The sequence below is a fragment of the Gramella jeungdoensis genome (genome assembly GCF_023805255.1).
Classification (GTDB): Bacteria; Bacteroidota; Bacteroidia; order Flavobacteriales; family Flavobacteriaceae; genus Christiangramia; species Christiangramia jeungdoensis.
Genome location: NZ_JAMSCK010000003.1, coordinates 435,121 through 450,925, shown reverse-complemented (window position 1 = coordinate 450,925; position 15,805 = coordinate 435,121). Strand labels below are relative to the sequence as shown.

Sequence of the window (15,805 nt, the reverse complement as noted above, 5' to 3'; positions counted from 1 at the left end):
AATATTTAAATGGAAGCTTTTCTTTCATTTTTTGAACATATGCCGGCATGGCAAAAAGTTGTATGGATATCTTTAGTTCTTGGACTGTTCTGGATCCTGGAAGGCTATTACGCTTTAATAAAATTCAAATATAATAAGTGGAAACATGCCCGTACAAACATTGCATTACTGGGTTTAGTAATGTTGATAAACCTTGCCTTCGGTATACTTACAGCAGGGGTATTTATGTGGATTAACAATTCACCAGTTGGATTACTTAAACTTTTCGAGTTACCTGTTTGGATAGAACTTATCCTGGCTATCATGGTTTTAGACCTTATAGCACAGTATTTTGTTCATTATTTATTGCATAAAGTAAAGTGGATGTGGAGATTGCATTTGGTACACCACAGTGATACACATGTAGATGCCACCACCGGCACCAGGCATCATCCCATTGATTTTATTATCAGGGAAAGCTTCGCGTTAATTGCCGTAATCATTATGGGAATGCCAGTCGCATTTTATCTATTCTACAGGATTCTAAGCATATTTTTCACCTACTTCACGCATGCCAATATCCGACTTCCGAAGAAAATAGATAAAATTCTAAGCTATGTGATCGTAACTCCGAATATGCATAAATTTCATCACCATTATCAATTACCATGGACTGATACTAATTATGGAAACATGTTAAGTATATGGGACAGAATATTCGGCACTTTTGTTTACGACAGAACCGAAAAGATACGCTATGGAATTGATATAGTAGATGATAAAACATCTGATAATTTGAGCTATCAGCTCGGGATTCCTTTCAACAGGTCTATCAAAACCAAAAATTAATTTTTTATCATGGCAATATGCGGAATGCCATCTTCAAGGTAACCTTCCCCAACCGTTTTATATCCGTGGGATTCATAAAATTTGATAAGATATTGCTGGGCTGAAAGTTTAACAAGAGAAGTGTTATAATGATCGGAAATGGCCCTATCGGAAGCTTTCATGATCTCATGGCCGTAACCATATTTTCTTTCAGAAGCTTTTACAACAACCCGGCCTATTGCAGCCTCCTTAAAATAATAACCAGGTTTGAAACAGCGGGTATATGCAACTATTTTATCATTCTTCTTTCCCAGAACATGCAACGCATCAAAATCTTTTCCATCGATATCCTGATACACACAATCCTGTTCCACTACAAAGACTTCAGATCGTAATTGTAAAATATCATAAAGTTCAGTGAGATTTAATTCACTGAACTTTTTTACTTCGATCTTCAATTTACTCATAAGCTTATTAACAATACTTTTTTGAAGGAATCTTATCTATTCTTCGCTGATGGCGACCTCCTTCAAATTCGGTATTAACAAAAGCCTCAAGCATTTCAACAGCCAGATCTTTTGCCACAAACCTTGCCGGAATACTTAAAACATTAGCATTATTATGTTCCCTGGCCAGTTTAGCGATCTCTACATTCCAACAAAGCGCCGAGCGAACCCCCTGGTGCTTATTAGCCGTCATATTAGCGCCGTTTCCACTTCCACATATAATGACACCTAGATCGGCTGTGCCGTTTTCAACATCTTCAGCAACCGGGTGAACAAAATCCGGATAATCTACGCTGTCTTCAGAATTTGTACCATGATTTATTACGCTATGTCCCATAGATTCCAGCTTTTCCTGGATCATTTCCTTATAACCGGTACCAGCGTGATCGTTCCCTATTGAAATTTTCATGACTTATATTATTTGTGACAAAGGTAAAAAAAGAGGCTATTAACTAACTTATTTTTGATTGTTAATTACTTTCTAGAATATCTTAATTTTCAAGCTTTTAAAATTGACAGCTTATTGTGAAAAACATCTGATGATTTAATTAAAAAGAAATTTTGTTTTTAAGAAAATAATAACAATACGCTCAATGGTTTGAATAATCAAAATAATAAACACAGGATTTTTTAGATAGTTATGAGCAGTTAAAAACAGGTTATTGACAAATGTTTATTTTAAAGTTATTCATAAAAATTATTAAAAGAATATTATGAACTTTTGTTAAGTAAATCTTAAAAAGATAAGTATATCAAGAAGTTAGGAATTAACACCTATGTTGATAAACTGTTATCAAAAACTCACAACTAAAAAACCAAATCTTCTTCAAAAAAAATGTTCTACAAATTAACACGCCATCATATAACATCATTTAATTTTTTTAAAAAAGAAGAAATAATAAATATGATATATAATGTTTATAACTAAACGATTCGTAGATGAGAAGATTTGTCATTAAAGGAATCTATGATTTCTTTTGCTTTCTTTATATCTGCCGGGTGGACCATTAGCCGTATTCCGCCAAAGGCAAAGGAAGATAAGGGTAAGAGACCTACCAGTGTCTCGTTCTGGAAATAGTGGCGTACGCCGGCATCTTCGAACTTTAATTTAAGAACGAAATATTCATGATGATAGGTGAAGGTAGCAAGACACTTATAATCTTTCATAACCTGGAATAAGTCTATTAAAGATAGGCCTTATTCTTCAAATGTTAAAGCAATTTTTTCAGAAGGCTCATGGGTATTCAAAGGAAAGATCTCGGTTTTTTTGTTAAGGGTTTTATTGATATATGCCACAAAGAAAATTACCCCGAAAAGAAATATCAGGAAAAACATGACCGAGTATTTAGTGGCTTTACCTACTTTCATGATCCTTAGCAAATATATGGGGGGAAGTATCTGGGGAATGTTATCTCTAAATTAAGAAAAAATTAAGAGTTAATTTTAAAATTTTCAAAAAAAGTAAAAAAAATAGGTTTTGTGTTAAAACGAATAAGGCTGGAAGGTTATTTCCTGTGCCTTAACAAAACTTTAAAATGAAAAAGTTCATGTCTGGTTATAATGGCGTAATTTTATGGTATACTAAGTGATAATGAAGAAAAAGAAAAAGAACAAAACTAAATTACAAGGCAATCTTTCCAGAAGTATCATAGATATACTTCGCAAAAATCCAGGAAAAACATATAACTACAAACAAATAGCCTCTTTCCTAGGGGTGAATGATGCTAGTAGCAGAAATCAGATTATTAAAAAACTAGCTCAGCTGGCCGCAAAAAAGCAGATAGAGCAGGTAGACCGCGGAAAATTCAAGATAGATTCAAAAAAGAATTATTATACCGGCGTTCTGGATCTTACCACGAAAGGCTATGGATATGTAATGGTTGAAGAACTGGCTGATGATATTTTCATTGCCAATAAAGATCTGAATGCTGCCTTTGATGGAGATACCGTTGAGATTTATGTTTATAACCGCAGAAGACGCAAACGATCTGAAGGTGAGATCACCAAAATCCTAAAGAGGAAAAGAACAGAATTCGTTGGGACCCTCCAGCAAAAGAAAGATTTTGGTTTTGTGGTGATTGATGATAATTCCATGTATACCGATTTCTTTGTTTCGGGAAATAAACAAAACGGAGCTAAGGACGGAGATAAAGTTTTAGTAGAATTTGAAGAATGGCCAGAGAAAGCCGATTCCCCTTTTGGTAGAATAACCAGGGTACTGGGGACACCGGGTGAACATCATACCGAAATTCATTCAATTCTGGCACAATATGGTCTTCCTCATGATTTTCCCGAAGAGGTGGAAGAGTTCGCGAATAAGATAGACACTTCCATCAATGAAGATGAGATAGATAGACGTCGGGATATGCGAGACGTGCTCACTTTCACGATAGATCCCAGGGATGCCAAGGATTTTGACGATGCCCTGAGTTTTAGAATTTTGAAGAATGGAAATTATGAGATCGGGATTCATATTGCCGATGTATCTCACTATGTAAAGCCCGGGACTATACTTGATGATGAAGCCTTTGAACGTGCAACTTCGGTTTATCTTGTAGACAGGGTGGTGCCTATGTTGCCTGAGATCCTTTCTAATAACGCATGTTCTTTAAGGCCAAAGGAAGAGAAATTTACCTTTTCAGCGGTATTTGAGATAGATGATAATGCGAATGTTAAGGATCAGTGGTTTGGGCGAACGGTGACTTATTCTGATGAGCGTTTTGCCTATGAAGAGGCCCAGCATATAATTGAAACCGGAACCGGAACTATACCCGATGATATCTCAATTAGAAAACATTCTTATACAGTAAGAGGGGCGCTGGTTGAAGCTATTTGTACCCTTAACCGTCTTGCAAAAAAGATGCGCTCGAGACGTATGAGAGATGGCGCCATTTCTTTTGATAAAGTGGAAGTGAAATTCAATCTGAACGAGGATAATAATCCCGTTGGTGTGTTTTTCAAAATCGCAAAAGATTCCAATAAACTTATTGAAGAATTCATGCTTCTGGCAAATCGTAGAGTTGCGGAATTTATAGGGAAACAAAAACCAAAGAAAACCTTTGTTTACAGATGTCATGATGAACCGGACGATGAAAAACTGGCTGCCCTTCAGAATATTGTCGGCCGCTTTGGACATTCACTTAATTTACGGGACAGGCAAACCACTACTTCTTCACTAAACAAATTACTGGAAGATGTACAGGGTAGAAGGGAGCAGAATATGGTTGATACGCTCGCGATAAGATCAATGAGCAAAGCTTATTATGGAACCGATAACATCGGGCATTACGGTTTAGCCTTTGAATATTATACCCATTTTACCTCACCTATAAGGAGATATCCTGATGTGATGGTGCACAGGCTGCTTCAGTATTATTTAGATAATAACGAATCGGCCAGTGAGGAGAAATATGAAGATAAATGTCACCAGTGTAGCGAAATGGAGAACCTGGCTGCGAATGCAGAGAGGGATTCTATTAAATATATGCAGGTGAAATTCATGCAGGATCATGAGGATGAAGAATTCCTTGGAGTAATTTCAGGAGTTACAGAATGGGGAATATTTGTGGAGATCGTTGAGAATAAATGCGAAGGAATGATACGTTTGAGGGATCTTAATGATGACCATTATGAATACGATCCGGATGAATTTGCTGTTACTGGTAGAAAAACTGGAAAAACCTATACTCTTGGAGATGAGGTTTACGTGAAAGTAAAAAACGCAGATCTGGTAAAAAGGCATCTTGATTTCACGCTTCTGGGAAGCAGGGAAGAAGTTGAAGAGGATTAAATATTAATCCTTAGATCAATTTCAGATTTATCCTGTTTACTCATGGTTTTAGCCTCGATCTTATTAAAAGATCAAAAAGTTTACATTTGCATTACAACTTAACTGTATGTTACAGGACGTTTTAGCAGGTATGCCCCTGGGTTTATTTCTGGCTTTTCTACTTGGGCCTGTGTTTTTCGTATTGCTTGAAACTGCGGCTATCAAAGGTTTTAGAGCTGCTATTTCTTTTGATCTTGGTGTAATACTGGCTGATATTGTATTTCTTCTAATAGCCTATTTCAGTACCACCAAGCTCCTGGAACGTATAAAGGATGATCCTGCACTTTTCATTTTTGGTGGGATGATACTTACCACTTACGGGGTAATGAGCTTTTTACAAACAAAAAAGGTTTTACTGACTGAAGAGGAAACTCCTGAAATTAGAAAACTTGGAAAAAGTGATTATTTCGGGTTATTTGCAAAGGGTTTTCTGCTCAATTTCATAAATATCGGGGTTCTGGGCTTCTGGCTTGGAGTAATCATCGTATTCGGCCCTAAAATGGATATGGAAATGAATAGGATAAGTGTCTTTTTTAGTGCGGTGCTTGCCACTTATCTTATTATAGATGTTGCGAAGATCCTGTTGGCTAAAAAACTAAATAGAAAACTTACTCCAAACCGCATCTATGTAATGAAAAAAGGAATTAGTCTTCTACTAGTTCTTTTTGGTTGCGTGCTGATATTCCAGGGAGTTTTTCCACACCAGGTAGACGATATCAAGGATCAGATAGAAGAAATAACTCCGAATGACTCCATGATGGGGAAGTTTGAGAATTTCGTGGATCATAAGGAAAAAGAAGGGGAGGAATAAAAAAAGCTCCCTGGTTTACAGGAAGCTTTCTTGAGGCATCGAGCGGATTCGAACCGCTGTACAAGGTTTTGCAGACCTCTGCCTAGCCACTCGGCCACGATGCCCTTAATGGGTTGGCAAATGTAATAAAAATTTTAAGTTTCAAAACTAAAATCTATCGGGATTTAGTCCTGGTTACGGTAACCATAGCTACATTTCCACCAATTGGCGGATTGATTTTGGAAACCTTAACCTTAGCCTTTTGAACCATTATAAGTTCCTTTATGATCCGTTTCAGAATTCTTTCCGCAACATTTTCAAGCAGTTTGGAACGTATTGCCATCTCTTCCTTGACTATCTTATTAAGATGAACATAATCTATCGTATCGCTTAATTTATCGGTTTTTGCAGAATGGGACAGGTCTCCATACACTTTTAAATCTACTCTGTATTCACTACCAATCTTGCCTTCTTCATCAAGGCAGCCGTGATATGCGAAGACCTTGATATTCTTGAGTTTTATTGCTCCCACATTAAATTTTTTACAAAGATAGCTTCCGCATTTGAGGTTTTCAATAATTGATACAGCTTTTCCTGAATACTATTGTGACGTAAACACTGCTATCGAATTAAAATTTGATAAATTTGCCCTTTATTTTAATTCAGTTATGGCCGAAGGAAAAAAGTCGCTCAATTTTATTGAGCAAATCATAGAAGAAGATCTGCAAAAGGACTATAAAAAAGAAGACCTGAAATTCCGTTTCCCACCGGAACCAAACGGTTATTTGCATATAGGACATGCGTCCTCTATCTGTCTTAATTTTGGACTAGGGGAGAGGTATGATGCACCGGTAAATCTTAGATTTGATGATACCAATCCTACCAAAGAAGAGCAGGAATATGTTGATGCGATCAAAAGAGATGTGGAATGGTTAGGCTTTAAGTGGGCAAAAGAATGCTATGCATCAGATTATTTTCAGCAGTTGTATGACTGGGCTGTTGAAATGATAAAGAACGGAGATGCTTATGTAGACAGTCAGACCTCTGAGGAAATAGCTGAACAAAAAGGAACTCCTACAAAACCGGGAATTGAAAGTCCCTATAGAAACCGTTCTGTAGAAGAAAATCTGGATCTTTTTGAAAAGATGAAGAATGGAGACACTCCAGAAAGGGGCCATGTACTCAGGGCTAAAATAGATATGACTGCGGCAAATATGCTGATGAGAGATCCGGTGATGTACAGGTGCCTGCATAAAAATCATCATCGTACGGGTGATAACTGGAAGATCTATCCTATGTACGACTGGGCACACGGACAAAGTGATTTTATTGAACAGGTTTCGCATTCGTTCTGTACACTTGAATTTCTGCCGCACCGCGAGTTATATAACTGGTTTATAGAAAAAGTAAGCAAGCCTGGCGATTTTGAACCCAAACAAAGGGAGTTTGCACGTAGAAATCTAAGTCATACGATTGTAAGTAAAAGGAAACTACTTCAACTGGTAGAAAAAGGATATGTAGATTCCTGGGATGATCCAAGAATGCCTACTATTTCAGGACTTAGACGTAGGGGTTATACCCCGGAATCTATCCGTAAATTTGCGGATTCTATTGGGGTAGGAAAGAGAGAAAACCTGATAGATGTTTCTCACCTGGAATTCTGCGCTAGAGAGGATCTTAATAAAATAGCTCCCAGAGTTATGGGTGTTTTAGATCCTGTGAAACTAGTCATCACTAATTATCCTGAAGGGGAAGAGGAGTGGCTGGATGCAGAGAACAATCCTGAAGACGAATCGGCAGGAAGTAGAAAAGTACCTTTTTCAAGGGAACTTTATATAGAACGTGAGGACTTTAAAGAAAGCGCGAACAGGAAATTTTTCAGGCTTACCTTAGGAAAGGAAGTTCGTTTAAAGAATGCCTATATCATCAAGGGTGAAGATGTGGTAAAGGATGATGAAGGCAAAATCACCGAGATTCACTGTACTTACGATCCAAAAAGTAAAAGTGGTAGTGGGACCGAAGAGTCTCTTAGAAAGGTAAAAGGAACCTTGCACTGGGTTTCAGTAAAACATGCTATAGAAGCCGAGATAAGGCTTTATGATCGTTTGTTTACAGAAGAAACTCCAGATGGGGTGAAAGACAAAGAATATCTTGATTTTGTGAACCCCGAATCTTTAAAGATCGTTACGGGTTATCTGGAACCAAGTCTTAAAGATTCAAAGGAACAGGATAAAGTACAGTTTCAACGTATAGGATATTTTTGCGTAGACAGGGATTCTACATCTGCAAAACCTGTTTTTAATAGGACGGTTACCCTTCGGGATTCCTGGGCTAAGATCAAAAATTAGGAGAATTTTCTGATTGCTTTAAGAATAATTTAGCAAAGGATTTTAACATATTAACCGGTTATTAACAAGCAAAGGTATTGGCTTCCGTTATCTTTGATTGAATAATAACTTAAAATCCAAAAACTTATGGCAAATACAGGAAATACCCTTTTAGCATTAATTACAGGAGCGGCAATAGGAGCCGGAGTAGGACTTTTATATGCTCCCGATAGTGGTGAAAACACCCGAAAAAAGCTTAAAAAGGATGCTCAGGAAGCTCAGGACAGACTGAACAAACATTACAAAGAGACTTCATCTAATCTGAGCGAAAAAGCCAAAAAAGCGAGAGTAGATTTTGAGAAGAGACTTGAAGAAACCTTATCTTCAGCTAGTCATAAGGCAGATGATATTTTGGCCGCGATGGAAACCAAACTTGAGGAATTACGAAAACAAAATGCTAAATTGCAAAAAGATAAATCAGGCAAATCTTCTGGTAATTCGCCAGATAAAGCCGTAGTATAATCTTTTATGGCATTTGAAAAACTATCCAACAGTATTCATGAGCTAAACGATAATATTCAGGCTTACTTACATAGTAATTCTGAATATTATAAATTAAAAGCCTTTAAACATGGAATGAAGGGAGCAACCTCTCTTGTACGTTTCATGGTTATGGGTTTCTTATTGAGTACGGCGGGGATAATGATTTCTTTTGCCCTGGCAATTGTGATAAGTGAAGCAATAGGTGTTCCCAGTTCAGGCTATTTTATAGTAGGCGGGTTCTATCTTTTGGTATTCGTGCTAATATTTATTTTTGGCAAGGAACCTATAGAGAAACTGGTGCTCCGGAAATTCTCAAAAATAGTTTTTAACGATAAAGATGAGTGATGAGAGTATATTCCTCCTTTGAAGAAATAGACAAGGATCTGCAGATACTTAAGCTGCAGACAGAGATAGATAAGGAAGAGATCAAGTTAAGTCTTGATCAGGCTAAGGAAGGACTATCACCTGTTTCTATTATTGGAAGTACAATAGGTTCTATTATTCAGAAAGCCCTTGTTTTGAAGGCGGTTTCTAAGATCTTTGGAGTCAAAAGGGTGGTTGCTTCAACATCACGAAAACACAAGTAAAAAGATATAAGAAATAGAAAAGCCCCTCATCGGGGCTTTTTTTATACATCTCCGTTATCCGGTTTTCGTTTGGTTTTATCAGGCTGTTTTTTGTTCTGTTGCTTCATTGCTTCGCCAATCTGGTTGGAAGCTGTGAAAGAAGCGACCATATTATTCAGCATATCACTACCGGCCTGGGGTGAATTTGGAAGTAGGATAAGATTGGTATTTGTTTCTTCTCCTATCGCCTGCAGTGTATCATAATGCTGGGTAACAACTATAAGTGCTGAAGCTTCCTGGGAATTTATTCCAACATTATTAAGCACATCTACACTTTCTTCTAGTCCACGGGCTATTTCACGACGTTGATCGGCAATTCCCTGTCCCTGGAGTCTTTTACTCTCAGCTTCGGCACGGGCTTTGGCAACGATCTTTATCCTGTCGGCTTCTGCATCATATTCAGCGGCTACCTTTTCCCGTTCAGCCGCATTGATACGGTTCATCGCCGCTTTCACCTGAACATCGGGATCTATATCGGTGACAAGGGTCTTAATGATATCATAACCGTAGTCTTCCATAGCCTCATTCAATTCACGGTTAACAGCTATAGCGATGTCGTCCTTGCGTTCAAACACATCGTCTAACTTCATTTTAGGTACTTCTGCGCGCACAACGTCAAATACATAAGCTGTAATCTGGTCACTTGGGCTTTCAAGCTTGTAGAAGGCGTCATATACGTTATTCTTTATTACCTGGAATTGAACGGAGATTTTAAGCTTTACAAAAACATTGTCTTTGGTTTTGGTTTCCACCATTACATCCAGTTGCTGGACCTTAAGATTGATCCTTCCGGCCACCTGGTCTATTACTGGAATTTTTAATTGGAGACCAGAATTGCGTATACTGGTGAATCTTCCGAATCTTTCTATAACGGCAGCCGATTGCTGCTTTACTATAAAAACTCCAGAGAAAAGGACTATAAGAGCGATTACTCCGAGGAGTGGCAATAAAATTAAATTAAGCATAATTGTGAATTAAATTAGATCCTCAATTTAAGAATAAAAGCCTTAAGCCTTATAAAAAATAAAAACCCGGAGCTAGTAAATTTTCAGCTCCGGGTTTTATTTAAAGATTGTGATTTTAATTAATCGTATCTATAGCTTTTTCGATACGTTTTATGGTTTCATCCTTACCTATAAACTCTGCAATCTTATAAAGATCGGGGCCTTGTAAAGCACCTACCAAAGCTATTCTTAGCGGCATCATTACTTTTCCAAAACCGATCTCCTTGCTTTTGATCCATGCCTTCACTTCGTTCTGAAGTTTATCAGCTTCCCATTCATCCTGAGATTTTAGAACCTCAATAAGTTCCTTCATAAGATCACTGGTATCTTCTTTCCAGGCCTTTTTGGAATCTTTAGGCTCATAAGAAGTAGGGGCTATAAAGAAGAAATATCCCTGATCCCAGAAATCCTCAACGAAAACAACCCTTTCTTTGATTAGATCTACAACCTTATGAACATATTCGTCTTCTGCTTCGATCTCGTCTTTTTTGAGAATTTTCTGAAATTCTTCGGTTAAAAGATCATTATCGGCCTGCTGAATATAGTGTTGCTGGAACCACTTGGTCTTTTCATGATCAAATTTGGCACCTCCTTTATGTACTCTTTCCAACTCAAAGGCTTTTGTGAGTTCATCAAGTTCAAAAAATTCCTGTTCAGTTCCTGGATTCCATCCAAGAAAAGCCAGCATATTCACAACAGCTTCGGGGAAATATCCATCTTCTCTGTAACCTGCCGAGATCTCGCCCGATTTAGGATCTTTCCATTCAAGTGGAAATACCGGGAATCCCATTTTTTCACCATCTCTTTTACTCAGTTTTCCTTTGCCCTGGGGTTTCAGGATAAGAGGCAGATGCGCAAATTCCGGAGTCTCCCATCCGAAAGCCCTGTAAAGCATATAGTGCAAGGCCAGAGAAGGCAGCCATTCTTCTCCACGAATCACATGCGTAATCTCCATTAAGTGATCGTCCACGATATTCGCAAGGTGGTAGGTTGGCATGCCATCACTTTTAAAAAGGACCTTATCATCAAGGATATTAGTATCGATTTCCATATCCCCGCGAATCACATCCTTTAAATGTAACATTTCATCCTTGGGAGATTTAAATCGTATTACGTAAGGTTCTTCAGCATCCAGTTTTTCCTGAAGTTCTTCTTTGGAAAGCGATAATGAATTTTTCAGTTTTTCGCGATTATGCCAGTTATAGATAAAGGTTTTTCCTTTCTCTTCGTGGTCTTTTCGGTGGGCATCAAGCTCATCTGCGGTATCAAAGGCGTAATACGCATTTCCCGATTCAACCAGCTTTTCTGCATATTTACGATATTTATCCTTTCGTTCGCTTTGTCTGTAAGGACCGAATCCTTTTTCCTTTCCCGGGCCTTCATCATATGGAATTCCGCACCAGTTAAGGGATTCTATAATATAATCTTCAGCCCCTTCCACAAAACGATTCTGGTCTGTATCCTCAATCCTAAGTACAAAATCCCCATCATGCTTTTTAGCAAACAGATAATTGTACAAAGCCGTTCTTACACCACCTATGTGTAAAGGGCCTGTTGGACTGGGAGCAAATCTTACTCTTACTTTAGAAGACATATTTTGTTGATTTTTGATGGCAAAGATACAACCTTCTTGAAGCAATCCTAAACCTGAGAAAGAGCATCGGGGATAAGAGCGAATTTTATTGTATTTTTAAGGAAACATTGCTGTTGAAAATGGAGAATTTTGGATTGGTGCAGGAGAAACTGGAGGCTTTTATTAAGAAGTATTATCTCAACTTAATACTTAAGGGTAGTCTTTTGTTTCTTGCTACAGGATTGCTTTATTTCTTGATCGTTGTTGGCCTTGAATATTTCTTATGGTTATCAACTACCGGAAGGACCATACTCTTCTGGCTTTTTATAGCGGTTGAGCTCTTCCTGCTTTTTAAGTTCATCGGAATTCCAGTGATGAAACTACTGAAGCTAACGAATGGGATTGATGAATTCCAGGCTTCAAAGATCATTGGAAGACATTTTCCTGAAGTAAATGATAAACTCACTAATCTTCTTCAATTAAAGAATAACTCCAAACAATCTGAACTTTTACTGGCGAGCATCGATCAAAGATCCAGGGAACTTACGCCGATTCCGTTTACTAAGGCGATAGACCTGAAACACAATAGAAAATATCTTAGATATATCGTTTTTCCTGTGCTTATAATAATGGGCCTCATTATTGCCGGGAAGGTCGATTTTATTACTCAAAGTTTCAGCAGGATTTCAGACTATAACACGGTCTATGTTAAACCTGCTCCCTTTAATTTTATTATTCAGAATAACGAATTGAAGAGCAGGGAAGGGGAGAACTTCAAATTGCAGGTAAAGACCATTGGTGATTATAATCCGGAAAACGTTCAGCTTGTGATTAACGGAGTGGAGAATTATATGAAGCAAACTGCCCCGGGGATTTTCGAGTATACCTTTAGTGATGTTTCAGAAGATTTTGAATTCAGGTTGTTTTCTAATGAGGTTGCTTCCAGAAATTACCTCCTTGAAGTGATAAAAGTTCCAAAACTATTGAATTTTATGATGGATCTTGATTACCCTAATTATACCGGCCTGAAAGATGAGACCGTATCCGGTACTGGAAATGTTACAATCCCGGAAGGAACTAAAATAAAGTGGAATTTCAGGACACGTAATACAGACCAGGTCAATTTAAAACTGGGGGATTCTTTATACAGACTGAATTCAGAAAACGGAAGTGTGAATTTCCAGAAAACTGTAAGGTCTACTTTGGCGTATGCCGTTAGTACTTCTAATGAACTGGTAAAGGAATATGAGAATATCGATTATTCATTAAAGGTGATCAGAGATGAATATCCCGAGATCAATGTCGTTACTGAAAAGGACTCATTAAATACTGATATTCAGTATTTTAAAGGTGATGTTTCTGATGATTATGGCTTAAGCCGACTGCAACTCGTGTATTTTCCTGAAAATGACAAGGAAAACTTAAAAACAGTGGATATTCCCGTTTCTAAAGAGAGCTTCGATGAATTTCATTTCAGTTTTCCTGCAAATATTCAAATGGAAAGCGGAATTAATTATTTTTTCTATTTCAGGGTTTTCGATAATGATGCTGTGAATGGTGCAAAATCTGCCAGGTCTGAAACCTATTCTTACAGGAAAAAGACCGAAGAGGAAATAGTCGAGGAGAATCTGCAGGAGCAGAATGACGCCATAGAGAATATTGGGGAACGCTTAAAGGATTTTGAAAAATCTGATGAGGAACTGGAGGAATTGTCCAGGCTGGAAAAGGAAAAAGAAGAACTGAATTATAATGAAAGAAAGAAGCTTGAAGAATTTTTGAAACGTCAGAAGAAGCAGAATGAAATGATGAAGAACTATTCTGAAAAGCTTGAAAAAAGTCTTGAAAAAAATCAATCTGAAGAGCCTTCTTCCATGAAAGAAGAGTTGCAAAAGCGACTTGAGAATAATGAAAAACGGCTTGAGGAAAATGAGGCATTATTGAAAGAATTGGAGAAATATTCAGAAATGATTCAGAAAGAAGACCTGGGGAAAAAGCTGGAAGATCTTTCGAAGCAGAATAAGAACAACCAGAGAAATCTTGAACAGTTACTTGAACTTACCAAACGGTATTATGTAGATGAGAAGAAACAGAAGTTAGCCCGCGACCTTGAAAAACTTTCGGAAGAGCAGGAGAATATTTCTAAAAGTGAACAGGAAAATACCAAAGAGAATCAGGAAAAATTAAATGAAAAATTTGATGATTTCCGGGAGCAAATGGATGAGCTTGAAAAGGAAAATCAAAAACTGAAAGATCCTAAAGATCTCGGCAGGGAAGAGGTAGATGAAGAAAGTATAAAAAAGGACCAGCAGGAAGCGACTGAAAAACTGGAACAGGAGAATAAATCTGATGCTCAAAAGAAACAGGAGGATGCCGCAAAGAAAATGAAACAAATGAGTGGGCAAATGCAGCAGATGTCCATGCAGATGCAAATGCAACAACTGCAAGCCGATGCTGAAACCCTTCGGCAGATCCTTGATAATTTAATTGTGTTTTCCTTTGAGCAGGAAGAACTTTTAAACGATTTCAAACAGCTGCAACAGAACAATCCTAAATATGCCAGAAGTTTAAAGGAGCAGAGCAATCTAAGAGAAAATTTCCGACACGTGGATGATAGCCTTTATGCACTTGCTCTTAAAAATCCCATGATAAACGAAACCATTACACAGAAATTGACAGACGTAGAATTCGATATAGAAAAGGCCATAGAAAGACTTTCGGAAAATGAAATTCCACAGGGTGCCGCCAGTCAGCAATATGTGGTTACCGGTGCAAATGATCTGGCAAATTTGCTGGATAATATTCTTAGCTCTATGCAACAGATGATGGCTAATCCACAATCGGGTCAGGGTAAGGGCGGACAGGAATTTCAATTGCAGGATATCATTCAAGAGCAAAAGGAGCTTATGGAGGAGTTGAAGAAGGGGACTGAAGGGAAACCTAAATCACAACCTCAAGGACAACAGGAAGAAGGTGAGGGCAGCAACGGGGAATTATATGAGATCTATAAGGAACAGCAGATGCTTCGTATGGAAATGGAAAAATTGCTGAAGGAAAATGGTTTAGAGAACGGTAATAATCCTGTGGATGAAATGAAGCAGATCGAGGAGCAATTATTGGATAAAGGTTTTGATCCTGAAACTGTGAAGCGAATGCAACAATTGCAATATGATCTTCTGGAATTTGAAAAGGCGCATAAACTTCAGGGAACAAAAGAAAAAAGAAAGTCGGAAACCAATCTTCGGGAATACGAAAACACACTTCAGAATCAGATCGATAAGGCGAAAGAATATTTTAATTCTACTGAAATTTTAAACAGACAAATCTTACCTTTGCGCCAAATTTACAGAGAAAAGGTTAAGGAATATTTTGGAAAAGGGGGAGATTAATTTTTTTAGCGAGAATGATTTCAAGCTCGTTGACGAAAACAAACATCGTATCTGGATAGAGAATGTGATCTCTTCAGAAGATAAATTCATAGGCGACATCAACTATATATTTTGCGACGATGAATATCTACACGAAATAAACCTGAAATATCTTTCTCACGACACCTACACCGATATTATTAGTTTTGATAATACAGTAGGAAATACATTACACGGAGATATTTTTATTAGCACCGAACGTGTTGAGGAAAATGCGGAGCGTTTTGAAGCGGAGTTTATGGAAGAATTAAAACGCGTAATGATACACGGAGTGTTGCATTTTTGTGGATATCAGGATAAATCTGAAAGGGATAAGGAATTGATGCGACGCAAGGAGGAAGAGAAAATCAAAATGTTCCACGTGGAACAATAGTG

General features: G+C 37.7%; 16 protein-coding genes and 1 tRNA gene. 9 read left to right on the top strand and 8 right to left on the bottom strand.

Going from position 1 to position 15,805, the window contains the following annotated elements; genetic code table 11:
* The first annotated feature begins 9 nt into the window (after positions 1 to 9).
* On the top strand, positions 10 to 828 hold the full coding sequence (locus NE848_RS09725; protein ID WP_252112935.1) for a sterol desaturase family protein: 819 nt from the start codon (positions 10 to 12) through the stop codon (positions 826 to 828).
* Here the strand turns inward: NE848_RS09725 and NE848_RS09720 are convergent.
* From NE848_RS09720 to NE848_RS09705, 4 genes are all read right to left on the bottom strand, one after another.
* Positions 825 to 1,274 (bottom strand): GNAT family N-acetyltransferase, encoded by a 450-nt coding sequence (locus NE848_RS09720; protein WP_252112933.1) that lies wholly within the window; start codon positions 1,272 to 1,274, stop codon positions 825 to 827. The genes NE848_RS09725 and NE848_RS09720 overlap by 4 nt on opposite strands.
* Positions 1,275 to 1,281: 7 nt before the next feature.
* Entirely contained in the window at positions 1,282 to 1,722 is a 441-nt protein-coding gene (gene rpiB / locus NE848_RS09715) for a ribose 5-phosphate isomerase B (protein ID WP_252112931.1), read from the bottom strand.
* 515 nt (positions 1,723 to 2,237) lie between these two features.
* Complete coding sequence (locus NE848_RS09710; protein WP_252112929.1) at positions 2,238 to 2,480, bottom strand: DUF2007 domain-containing protein; 243 nt, start codon at positions 2,478 to 2,480, stop codon at positions 2,238 to 2,240.
* A 30-nt stretch (positions 2,481 to 2,510) separates the two neighbouring features.
* Positions 2,511 to 2,648, bottom strand: coding sequence for a hypothetical protein (locus NE848_RS09705; RefSeq protein ID WP_252112927.1), 138 nt, complete (start codon positions 2,646 to 2,648; stop codon positions 2,511 to 2,513).
* Between the two features lie 256 nt (positions 2,649 to 2,904).
* On the opposite strand from NE848_RS09705, the gene rnr reads away from it, so the two are divergent.
* Complete coding sequence (rnr, locus tag NE848_RS09700) at positions 2,905 to 5,103, top strand: ribonuclease R (RefSeq protein ID WP_252112925.1); 2,199 nt, start codon at positions 2,905 to 2,907, stop codon at positions 5,101 to 5,103.
* Between the two features lie 106 nt (positions 5,104 to 5,209).
* The gene (locus NE848_RS09695; protein ID WP_252112923.1) at positions 5,210 to 5,953 is read left to right on the top strand and encodes a LysE family translocator; all 744 of its coding nucleotides are present in this window, start codon (positions 5,210 to 5,212) and stop codon (positions 5,951 to 5,953) included.
* 33 nt (positions 5,954 to 5,986) lie between these two features.
* Here the strand turns inward: NE848_RS09695 and NE848_RS09690 are convergent.
* Both NE848_RS09690 and folB read right to left on the bottom strand, forming a co-directional pair.
* Positions 5,987 to 6,057 (bottom strand) — tRNA-Cys (locus NE848_RS09690).
* A gap of 50 nt (positions 6,058 to 6,107) precedes the next feature.
* Entirely contained in the window at positions 6,108 to 6,464 is a 357-nt protein-coding gene (gene folB / locus NE848_RS09685) for a dihydroneopterin aldolase (RefSeq protein WP_252112921.1), read from the bottom strand.
* Positions 6,465 to 6,600: 136 nt separating this feature from the next.
* On the opposite strand from folB, the gene NE848_RS09680 reads away from it, so the two are divergent.
* From NE848_RS09680 to NE848_RS09665, 4 genes are all read left to right on the top strand, one after another.
* Positions 6,601 to 8,280 carry a glutamine--tRNA ligase/YqeY domain fusion protein gene (locus tag NE848_RS09680; RefSeq protein ID WP_252113456.1) on the top strand — a complete coding sequence of 560 codons (1,680 nt, stop codon included), beginning with the start codon at positions 6,601 to 6,603 and terminating at the stop codon, positions 8,278 to 8,280.
* A gap of 126 nt (positions 8,281 to 8,406) precedes the next feature.
* Positions 8,407 to 8,781 carry a YtxH domain-containing protein gene (locus NE848_RS09675; RefSeq protein WP_252112919.1) on the top strand — a complete coding sequence of 125 codons (375 nt, stop codon included), beginning with the start codon at positions 8,407 to 8,409 and terminating at the stop codon, positions 8,779 to 8,781.
* Between the two features lie 6 nt (positions 8,782 to 8,787).
* On the top strand, positions 8,788 to 9,147 hold the full coding sequence (locus NE848_RS09670) for a hypothetical protein (protein ID WP_252112917.1): 360 nt from the start codon (positions 8,788 to 8,790) through the stop codon (positions 9,145 to 9,147).
* Positions 9,147 to 9,389: a DUF6327 family protein gene (locus tag NE848_RS09665; RefSeq protein WP_252112915.1), complete on the top strand. Its 243-nt coding sequence runs from the start codon at positions 9,147 to 9,149 to the stop codon at positions 9,387 to 9,389. Before NE848_RS09670 ends, NE848_RS09665 begins: the two co-directional genes overlap by 1 nt.
* Positions 9,390 to 9,430: 41 nt before the next feature.
* Here the strand turns inward: NE848_RS09665 and NE848_RS09660 are convergent, their stop codons facing one another.
* Complete coding sequence (locus NE848_RS09660) at positions 9,431 to 10,393, bottom strand: SPFH domain-containing protein (RefSeq protein WP_252112913.1); 963 nt, start codon at positions 10,391 to 10,393, stop codon at positions 9,431 to 9,433.
* A gap of 115 nt (positions 10,394 to 10,508) precedes the next feature.
* Positions 10,509 to 12,026 carry a glutamate--tRNA ligase gene (gltX, locus tag NE848_RS09655; RefSeq protein ID WP_252112911.1) on the bottom strand — a complete coding sequence of 506 codons (1,518 nt, stop codon included), beginning with the start codon at positions 12,024 to 12,026 and terminating at the stop codon, positions 10,509 to 10,511.
* A 119-nt stretch (positions 12,027 to 12,145) separates the two neighbouring features.
* On the opposite strand from gltX, the gene NE848_RS09650 reads away from it, so the two are divergent.
* Together NE848_RS09650 and ybeY are read left to right on the top strand one after the other, a co-directional pair.
* Positions 12,146 to 15,391, top strand: a complete 3,246-nt coding sequence (locus NE848_RS09650; protein WP_252113454.1) for a DUF4175 family protein — start codon at positions 12,146 to 12,148, stop codon at positions 15,389 to 15,391.
* Positions 15,372 to 15,803: an rRNA maturation RNase YbeY gene (ybeY, locus tag NE848_RS09645; protein WP_252112909.1), complete on the top strand. Its 432-nt coding sequence runs from the start codon at positions 15,372 to 15,374 to the stop codon at positions 15,801 to 15,803. The genes NE848_RS09650 and ybeY overlap by 20 nt, the downstream gene beginning before the upstream one ends.
* The last annotated feature ends 2 nt before the right edge of the window (positions 15,804 to 15,805 follow it).

What these genes read in the sequence shown, in the direction of transcription:
- NE848_RS09725 (WP_252112935.1), top strand. Translation starts at nt 10, where the DNA reads ATGGAAGCTTTTCTTTCATTTTTTGAACATATGCCGGCATGGCAAAAA.
- NE848_RS09720 (WP_252112933.1), bottom strand. Translation starts at nt 1,274, where the DNA reads ATGAGTAAATTGAAGATCGAAGTAAAAAAGTTCAGTGAATTAAATCTC.
- rpiB (WP_252112931.1), bottom strand. Translation starts at nt 1,722, where the DNA reads ATGAAAATTTCAATAGGGAACGATCACGCTGGTACCGGTTATAAGGAA.
- NE848_RS09710 (WP_252112929.1), bottom strand. Translation starts at nt 2,480, where the DNA reads ATGAAAGATTATAAGTGTCTTGCTACCTTCACCTATCATCATGAATAT.
- NE848_RS09705 (WP_252112927.1), bottom strand. Translation starts at nt 2,648, where the DNA reads ATGTTTTTCCTGATATTTCTTTTCGGGGTAATTTTCTTTGTGGCATAT.
- rnr (WP_252112925.1), top strand. Translation starts at nt 2,905, where the DNA reads ATGAAGAAAAAGAAAAAGAACAAAACTAAATTACAAGGCAATCTTTCC.
- NE848_RS09695 (WP_252112923.1), top strand. Translation starts at nt 5,210, where the DNA reads ATGTTACAGGACGTTTTAGCAGGTATGCCCCTGGGTTTATTTCTGGCT.
- NE848_RS09680 (WP_252113456.1), top strand. Translation starts at nt 6,601, where the DNA reads ATGGCCGAAGGAAAAAAGTCGCTCAATTTTATTGAGCAAATCATAGAA.
- NE848_RS09675 (WP_252112919.1), top strand. Translation starts at nt 8,407, where the DNA reads ATGGCAAATACAGGAAATACCCTTTTAGCATTAATTACAGGAGCGGCA.
- NE848_RS09670 (WP_252112917.1), top strand. Translation starts at nt 8,788, where the DNA reads ATGGCATTTGAAAAACTATCCAACAGTATTCATGAGCTAAACGATAAT.
- NE848_RS09665 (WP_252112915.1), top strand. Translation starts at nt 9,147, where the DNA reads ATGAGAGTATATTCCTCCTTTGAAGAAATAGACAAGGATCTGCAGATA.
- NE848_RS09660 (WP_252112913.1), bottom strand. Translation starts at nt 10,393, where the DNA reads ATGCTTAATTTAATTTTATTGCCACTCCTCGGAGTAATCGCTCTTATA.
- gltX (WP_252112911.1), bottom strand. Translation starts at nt 12,026, where the DNA reads ATGTCTTCTAAAGTAAGAGTAAGATTTGCTCCCAGTCCAACAGGCCCT.
- NE848_RS09650 (WP_252113454.1), top strand. Translation starts at nt 12,146, where the DNA reads ATGGAGAATTTTGGATTGGTGCAGGAGAAACTGGAGGCTTTTATTAAG.